The sequence below is a fragment of the Tritonibacter horizontis genome, from assembly GCF_001518015.1.
Taxonomy (GTDB): domain Bacteria; phylum Pseudomonadota; class Alphaproteobacteria; order Rhodobacterales; family Rhodobacteraceae; genus Epibacterium; species Epibacterium horizontis.
Window position 1 is genome coordinate 67,998 of sequence record NZ_LPUY01000078.1, and the last position, 6,691, is coordinate 74,688.

Annotated in this window: 11 protein-coding genes; all 11 read right to left on the reverse strand. The window is 58.6% G+C overall.

Annotated features, from left to right (window positions below; genetic code table 11):
* Nucleotides 1-67: 67 nt before the first annotated feature.
* The 11 genes from TRIHO_RS15055 to rpsJ all read right to left on the reverse strand — a co-directional run bounded on the left by TRIHO_RS15055 (nucleotide 68) and on the right by rpsJ (nucleotide 6,424).
* Nucleotides 68-781 (reverse strand): substrate-binding periplasmic protein, encoded by a 714-nt coding sequence (locus TRIHO_RS15055; protein WP_232367795.1) that lies wholly within the window; start codon nucleotides 779-781, stop codon nucleotides 68-70.
* Between the two features lie 106 nt (nucleotides 782-887).
* Nucleotides 888-1,196: a hypothetical protein gene (locus TRIHO_RS15060; RefSeq protein ID WP_106406196.1), complete on the reverse strand. Its 309-nt coding sequence runs from the start codon at nucleotides 1,194-1,196 to the stop codon at nucleotides 888-890.
* 150 nt (nucleotides 1,197-1,346) lie between these two features.
* Complete coding sequence (rplP, locus tag TRIHO_RS15065) at nucleotides 1,347-1,760, reverse strand: 50S ribosomal protein L16 (protein ID WP_068245408.1); 414 nt, start codon at nucleotides 1,758-1,760, stop codon at nucleotides 1,347-1,349.
* Between the two features lie 12 nt (nucleotides 1,761-1,772).
* Nucleotides 1,773-2,492, reverse strand: a complete 720-nt coding sequence (gene rpsC, locus TRIHO_RS15070; RefSeq protein ID WP_068245410.1) for a 30S ribosomal protein S3 — start codon at nucleotides 2,490-2,492, stop codon at nucleotides 1,773-1,775.
* Nucleotides 2,492-2,872: a 50S ribosomal protein L22 gene (gene rplV, locus TRIHO_RS15075; RefSeq protein WP_068245412.1), complete on the reverse strand. Its 381-nt coding sequence runs from the start codon at nucleotides 2,870-2,872 to the stop codon at nucleotides 2,492-2,494. The genes rpsC and rplV overlap by 1 nt, the downstream gene beginning before the upstream one ends.
* Nucleotides 2,873-2,875: 3 nt before the next feature.
* Nucleotides 2,876-3,154, reverse strand: a complete 279-nt coding sequence (rpsS, locus tag TRIHO_RS15080) for a 30S ribosomal protein S19 (RefSeq protein WP_005980699.1) — start codon at nucleotides 3,152-3,154, stop codon at nucleotides 2,876-2,878.
* A 3-nt stretch (nucleotides 3,155-3,157) separates the two neighbouring features.
* Nucleotides 3,158-4,000, reverse strand: coding sequence for a 50S ribosomal protein L2 (gene rplB, locus TRIHO_RS15085; protein WP_068245414.1), 843 nt, complete (start codon nucleotides 3,998-4,000; stop codon nucleotides 3,158-3,160).
* A 461-nt stretch (nucleotides 4,001-4,461) separates the two neighbouring features.
* Nucleotides 4,462-4,758: a 50S ribosomal protein L23 gene (locus TRIHO_RS15090; RefSeq protein ID WP_068245415.1), complete on the reverse strand. Its 297-nt coding sequence runs from the start codon at nucleotides 4,756-4,758 to the stop codon at nucleotides 4,462-4,464.
* Nucleotides 4,755-5,372: a 50S ribosomal protein L4 gene (gene rplD / locus TRIHO_RS15095; RefSeq protein WP_068245418.1), complete on the reverse strand. Its 618-nt coding sequence runs from the start codon at nucleotides 5,370-5,372 to the stop codon at nucleotides 4,755-4,757. The genes TRIHO_RS15090 and rplD overlap by 4 nt, the downstream gene beginning before the upstream one ends.
* Nucleotides 5,369-6,091 carry a 50S ribosomal protein L3 gene (rplC, locus tag TRIHO_RS15100; RefSeq protein ID WP_068245419.1) on the reverse strand — a complete coding sequence of 241 codons (723 nt, stop codon included), beginning with the start codon at nucleotides 6,089-6,091 and terminating at the stop codon, nucleotides 5,369-5,371. Before rplC ends, rplD begins: the two co-directional genes overlap by 4 nt.
* A gap of 18 nt (nucleotides 6,092-6,109) precedes the next feature.
* Nucleotides 6,110-6,424: a 30S ribosomal protein S10 gene (gene rpsJ, locus TRIHO_RS15105; protein WP_058289455.1), complete on the reverse strand. Its 315-nt coding sequence runs from the start codon at nucleotides 6,422-6,424 to the stop codon at nucleotides 6,110-6,112.
* Between the last annotated feature and the right edge of the window lie 267 nt (nucleotides 6,425-6,691).

A 6,691-nucleotide genomic window follows, 5' to 3' on the forward strand; every position in this document is an offset into this window, starting at 1 on the left:
CAGGATACGCCCCGCTTCGCACGGCGCGTATCCCTCACACTTGACACTCCAGGGTCGTGGCCGGCAATCAATTGTATTTCGCAGCGATCTCCGCCTGGGTGCCATCGTCAATCATCGACTGCAGGGCCGCTTGCATCCGGTCGACAAGCGCCTGATCGGTTTTTTTGCTGCAGGCCATGGACATAGTGGTCGTCGACAGGACCAGAACTTCTTCAATCTCCACCCCTTCGGCTTGCGCGACCTCAAGGAACGTGCCGGAGGTCGCCATCAGGTCGATCCGCCCCTGCATCAGCTTCTTAAGCGTCGCATCCTGTGCCGGTGCGAGGTCAATCGCTTCAAACCCTGCGGCTTCCAGAACGCCGACAGCATAGTCACCAGTCTGGGTGCCGGTGCGATACTGGCGCGCCTCTTCGATCGAGGCTGGTGCGATGGCAGCACCCGTCTTGCGGACCAGAATGGTGCTGTCGGTTGCCAGCGGTTCCACCCAGCTGAAATTCGGGTCCCGCTCTTCTGTATGGGTGGTACTGAACACACAGGTGTTCGGCCGCCGTTCCGCCTGACCAATGGCCCGCGACCACTGGGTCATTTCAGCTTCATAGGTAATTCCAGCGCGATCCATCAGTTCAAAGACCTGGTCGGCCCCGAGGCCAACGATCTGGCCATCGCGCTCAAAGTTCAACGGTGCATAGCTTTCGGTGAACAGCATGACATCTGCAGCCTGCGCTGTGCTGCCAAGGCCAACCACGAGTGCCGTTGCGATACTGGTTACAAATTTCATCATCAGATCCTTCTCTGGCTTCACTGCCGACAAGCAGCCTAGAGACGAAGCATAAATGAATGGTTCCTTTACGTCGGAGAAGTCCCCAGCGGCGGCCAAATACCGCGATTCAATCCGTTGCATTGAAAACAATCTGACAGCGCCCCTGCCCCAATGCCTTATCCGCCCCGCGCGGCCGCAGCGGGTTTGCGACGAGGAACCACCGCCACCCCAGGCCATACTCCGGTCCGGGCGAATACGTACAGCCATTCGCCAGCGTCCAATACGTCGCGCCGCGGTACCGATAGGGGGCCTGACTGATCCTGGTCAAACCCTCGTGTCCCACAACGGGAGCAGCGCCGCCCCAGTCCAGCACGGAGGAAGACGGGGCACAGGCACACAGCCCCACCAGCACAAAGACCGATACGCGGAACAGCATTTATCGTCCTCCATCGCAAACACCCCCCCTGACAGGTGGCTACGATAAGAACATTAAGTGAACAAACTCTTTGCTCAGCGCCAAGGAAACACAAAAAAACCCCCGCCAGTTATCTGGCGGAGGGCTCTAATTTTTTGCGACAGACCGGAGTTACCAGTCTTCGCGCACCACGATGCGGGTCTGAACCGGCAGTTTCATGGCTGCAAGGCGCAGGGCCTCGCGCGCAACATCTTCACCGACACCGTCGATTTCGAACATCACGCGGCCCGGCTTCACTTTGCACGCCCAGAAATCCACGGAGCCTTTACCCTTACCCATACGAACTTCGACGGGTTTGGAGGTCACCGGGGTGTCCGGGAAGATACGGATCCAGACACGGCCCTGACGTTTCATGTGACGGGTCATTGCACGACGAGCAGCTTCGATCTGACGGGCTGTCACACGCTCAGGTGTGACGGCTTTCAGACCGTAGGTGCCGAAGTTCAAGTCGGATCCGCCTTTTGCCAGGCCTTTGATCCGGCCTTTGTGCATCTTGCGGAATTTAGTACGCTTTGGCTGAAGCATGTCGCGTTCTCCTTAGCGATCGCCACGACGGTTGCCGCCTGCACCGCGAGGTGCCGGACCGTCCTGGAGTTCTTGAGCTTTACGGTCACGCGCAGCAGGATCATGTTCCATGATCTCACCTTTGAAGATCCACACCTTGATACCGATGATACCATAGGGGGTAGTTGCTTCAGAATGTGCGTAATCAATGTCTGCGCGCAGAGTGTGCAGCGGCACACGGCCTTCGCGATACCATTCGGTACGCGCGATTTCGGCGCCGCCCAGACGACCCGCGACGTTCACCCGGATACCCAGGGCGCCCATACGCATTGCGTTCTGAACCGAGCGCTTCATGGCGCGACGGAAGGACACACGACGTTCCAGCTGCTGAGCGATGGACTCGCCAACCAGCTGTGCGTCGAGTTCCGGCTTGCGGACTTCAACGATGTTGAGGTGCAGCTCGGAGTCGGTCATCGCGGCCAGCTTCTTGCGAAGCACCTCGATATCCGCGCCTTTCTTGCCGATGATCACGCCCGGACGTGCAGTGTGAATGGTCACACGGCATTTCTTGTGGGGGCGTTCGATGATCACGCGCGCAATACCGGCCTGTTTGCACTCTTTCTTGATGAAATCGCGCAGACGGATGTCTTCGAGAAGAAGATCACCATAGTCCTTGGTGTCGGCGTACCAGCGGCTGTCCCAGGTGCGGTTGACCTGAAGGCGCATGCCGATCGGATTGACTTTATGTCCCATTAGGCTTGCTCCTCAACTTGACGCACCGTGATGGTGATCTCCGCGAACGGCTTCAGGATCTTGCCGAACCGACCACGGGCCCGCGGGCGACCGCGTTTCATGGTCATGTTCTTGCCAACCCATGCCTCGGCGACGATCAGTTCATCGACGTCCAGGTTGTGGTTGTTCTCGGCGTTCGCAATGGCGGACTGAAGGCATTTCTTCACGTCCTGCGCGATCCGCTTGTTGGAGAACGTCAGGTCCGTCAGGGCCTTGTCCACCTTCTTGCCACGGATCATCTGTGCCACGAGGTTAAGTTTCTGCGGGGACGTCCGGAGCATGCGCAGTTTTGCCATTGCTTCGTTGTCTGCCACGCGGCGGGGGTTCTTTTCCTTGCCCATGACTTATTTCCGCTTCGCTTTTTTGTCAGCGGCGTGACCGTAATAGGTCCGGGTCGGCGAATACTCACCGAACTTCTGACCAATCATGTCTTCCGAGACGTTGACAGGGATGTGCTTCTGGCCGTTGTACACACCAAAGGTCAGACCCACGAACTGGGGCAGAATGGTGGAACGACGGGACCAGATCTTGATCACTTCATTGCGACCCGACTCGCGCGCTGCTTCGGCTTTTTTCAGCACGTAAGCATCGACAAAGGGGCCTTTCCATACAGAGCGAGACATAAATTAGCGCCCTTTCTTCTTAGCGTGACGCGAGCGGATGATCAGCTTCTGCGACGCCTTGTTCTTGTTACGGGTGCGCGCGCCCTTGGTCGGCTTACCCCATGGTGTCACCGGGTGACGACCACCAGAGGTCCGGCCTTCACCACCACCGTGCGGGTGATCGATCGGGTTCATGACCACACCACGAACGGACGGACGCTTGCCTTTATGGCGCATACGACCGGCTTTACCGTAGTTCTGGTTGGAGTTGTCGGGGTTGGACACAGCACCGACGGTGGCCATGCATTCCTGACGAACAAGACGCAGCTCGCCCGAGGACAGGCGGATCTGCGCGTAGCCACCATCACGACCAACGAACTGAGCGTAAGTACCGGCTGCACGGGCGATCTGGCCGCCTTTGCCGGGCTTCATTTCGATGTTGTGAACGATGGTACCGATCGGCATGCCCGAGAACGGCATCGCGTTGCCCGGCTTGATGTCTGCCTTTGCGGAGGCAATGACCTTGTCACCCACGGCCAGACGCTGCGGTGCGAGGATATAGGCTTGTTCGCCGTCCTCGTATTTCACCAGCGCGATAAAGGCTGTGCGGTTGGGGTCATATTCAATGCGCTCGACGGTTGCGGCGACATCAAATTTGTTCCGTTTGAAGTCAACGATCCGGTAAAGACGCTTTGCGCCACCACCACGGCGGCGAGAAGTAATACGTCCGGTGTTGTTCCGGCCGCCCGATTTGGTCAAACCCTCAGTGAGAGACTTGACCGGACGCCCTTTCCAAAGCTCCGAACGGTCGATCAGAACCAGCCCTCGCTGGCCCGGCGTCGTCGGCTTATACGACTTAAGTGCCATGCTTTCTGTCTTCCGTTTAGCGTGCAGTGCCTTAGGTTATTGTCTTTGGCACCGCTATGTTAAAGCCCCCTGCCTGGCCTGCGTGAAAACTCACATGTGCAGACGGGTTCAGGTGACCGCTTGTATAGGGCCCCGAAGGTCCCAGATTCGTGTTTCCCGACAAATATAACGGCCCCGGAACGAATCCGAGGCCTGCGGGATGGACGGTCAGTAGCAGAGGTTGGCAGGGGTGGCAATGGGGAAGGACACGGTGTCATGTCCGAATGCGCCAATTCTCCCGCTCAGGTCTTGTTTCGCCCCTTTCACCACGCGCGACACGCAATCCCTTCAGGATGCTCCGGAGGCACTCTGAGCGTCTTGGCGTTCACTCCTCCCGTGGGGTCAGCCCCTGTCATGCGCGCCAACGGAAAAAGGCCCCCGCATCACAGCGAGGGCCCTTCCATTTGTCACAGAGGCAAATCTCAGAGTCCGGTGGACACGTCGATTGTGTTGCCTTCTTCCAGGGTGACATAGGCTTTTTTCACGTCTTTCCGCTTGCCCAGAGAGCCACGGAAGCGTTTGACCTTACCCTTGGTGATTGTCGTGTTGACCGCTTTGACCTTCACACCAAAGAGCGCCTCGACGGCCTCCTTGATCTGGGGCTTGTTGGATCCGATGGACACCTCAAAGACCACTGCGCCATTTTCGGACGCCATGGTGGATTTCTCGGTGATGATCGGCTTGCGGATCACGTCGTAGTGTTCTGCCTTCGCGCTCATTTCAGACGAGCCTCCAGTGCTTCGACAGCCGACTTCGTGAGCACGAGAGTGTCACGCTTCAGGATGTCATAGACGTTTGCGCCCATCGACGGCAGGATATCCAGACCTTCGATGTTCTTGGCGGCACGGGCGAAGCCTTCGTTGACAGCTGCGCCATCGATGACCAGAGCGCGTTTCCAGCCCAGGTTTGCAACCTGTTTGGCCAGAGCGGCGGTCTTGCCTTCGGTTTCCGCGTTCTCGATCACGACCAGCTCGCCCGCTTGTGCTTTGGCGGACAGCGCATGGCGCAGGCCCAGCTTGCGGAACTTCTTGGTCAGCTCGTGGCCGTGGCTGCGCGGGGTCGGACCCTTGTAGATACCACCCTTGCGGAAGATCGGCGCGTTGCGGTCACCATGGCGTGCGCCACCGGTGCCTTTTTGGCGATAGATCTTTTTGGTCGAGTAGGAGGTCTCGGAGCGGGTCTTCACCTTGTGGGTGCCGGCCTGCGCGTTGTTGCGCTGCCAACGAACCACACGGTGCAGGATGTCCGCACGCGGTTCCAGACCGAACAGGTCTTCGGACAGTTCGATGTCGCCAGCGACGCCGCCGTCCAGTTTGATCACGTCAAGTTTCATGCTTCACCACCTTCCGCGGGAGCGTCGGCAACAGGTGCCTCAGCAGCAGTTTTCAGGGCAGCCGGGAACGGCAGACCCTCGGGGGCTTTTTTCTTCACGGCATCTTTGACGGTGACCCAGCCGGATTTCGGACCAGGAACGGCGCCTTTGATGAAGACCAGACCACGGTCGGCGTCGGTCTTGACGACTTCCAGGTTCTGGGTGGTCACGCGGGCTGCGCCCATGTGGCCGGCCATCTTTTTGCCTTTAAAGACTTTGCCCGGATCCTGACACTGACCGGTGGAGCCGTGCGAACGGTGCGAAATCGACACACCGTGGGACGCCCGCAGACCCCCAAAGTTGTGACGCTTCATCGCACCGGCAAAACCCTTACCGATGGAGGTGCCGGTGACGTCCACTTTCTGACCGGTCAGGAAGTGCTCTGCGGAGATTTCCGCACCCACTTCGATCAGGCCTTCAGCGGGCACGCGGAATTCAACCAGCTTGCGCTTGGGCTCAACCTTCGCATTTGCGAAGTGGCCGCGCATTGCCTGGGACACGCGCTTCACCTTGGCGGAGCCTGCGCCGAGCTGAACAGCTGTATAGCCGTCGGTCTCTGCGGTACGCTGAGCGACAACCTGCAGGCCATCCAGGTGGAGTACGGTCACAGGGATCTGCTTGCCGTCTTCCATGAACAAGCGGGTCATGCCCACTTTTTTAGCGATAATACCAGAGCGCATATATTCTACCCTCCGATCTTAAGACTGCAGCTTGATTTCGACGTCAACACCAGCGGCGAGGTCGAGCTTCATCAGCGCGTCCACGGTCTGGGGAGTCGGATCAACGATGTCGAGCATACGCTTGTGCGTACGGATTTCGAACTGGTCACGAGATTTCTTGTCAACGTGGGGACCACGCAGAACGGTGAATTTCTCGATCTTGTTCGGCAGCGGAATCGGGCCGCGCACTTGCGCGCCGGTCCGCTTGGCAGTGTTGACGATCTCTTGCGTGCTGGCATCCAGAACGCGATAGTCAAATGCCTTCAGCCGGATACGGATATTTTGGCTTTGCATTTCATAGCCTTATCTTAGGCGTTGGAGTTGAGAGGAGGGCCTGCGACCATCGCGGAACCCTCATCGAACCCAAAAGGCGGGAATCACCCCGCCTCTGCCCCGCATAGCGGGATGGGGCCTCCTACACCCGTTGGCCCCATGGGGCAAGGGGTTTCGGGGCGAAACGGTTGCGCAGGCGGCGTGCGCAGGCGTTACGATCTATTGACCTTTCAGACGCAGCAGCAAAAACCGCCACCCCCAGCCCCTCCCCCTTCATCTTTTCAAAAA